The 579-nt window shown below is 65.5% G+C and carries 1 protein-coding gene; it reads left to right on the top strand.

Annotated elements, in window-relative coordinates:
* Positions 1 to 579, top strand: a 579-nt coding sequence (locus CXQ90_RS21800) for an MFS transporter (protein WP_146068969.1), incomplete at both ends; no start/stop codon positions are given.

The following is a 579-nucleotide window of genomic DNA, read 5'->3' as shown; positions in this document are numbered from 1 at the left end:
CCATCATTCCGCCGCGCGAACGCGGCCGGTACTCCGGCTATATGGGCGCGGTGATGGCTGTGGCCACTGCCGGCGGTCCCTTGCTGGGCGGGTTTATCGTGGACAGCCCGCTGGGCTGGCGGTGGACCTTCTTCCTCTGCGTGCCGCTGGCCGTAGTGGCACTGTTCCTGCTTCAGGTCACGCTTCGCCTGCCGCACACCCGCCGCAAGGTCAGCATTGACTGGCTCGGGTCGATCCTGCTGACCGCCGGAGTTTCGCTGCTGCTGATCTGGGTGTCGTTCGCCGGAAAGGCCGGCTACTACGAATGGATGTCCTGGCAGACCGCAGCCATGGTTGGCGGCGCCGTCGTGCTCCTGGCCCTGCTGGTCCTGGTGGAATCCAAGGTCCGCGAGCCCATCATCCCGCTGAAGATCATCCGCGAGCGCACCACGGCGCTGTCCATTGTTGCCTCTGTGGCCGTGGGTATCGCGATGTTTGGTTCCACCACCTTCCTGGGCCAGTACTTCCAGATCGCCCGCGGATTCAGCCCCACGGAAGCCGGGCTGCTGATGCTGCCAATGATTGCGGGCAACCTGGCCG

Origin of the sequence: Arthrobacter sp. ZGTC131 (assembly GCF_002929275.1) — a bacterium.
Lineage (GTDB): Bacteria > Actinomycetota > Actinomycetes > Actinomycetales > Micrococcaceae > Arthrobacter.
Note: the sequence above shows the minus strand (reverse complement) of the source record. Positions and strands in the feature narration are given on the sequence as shown.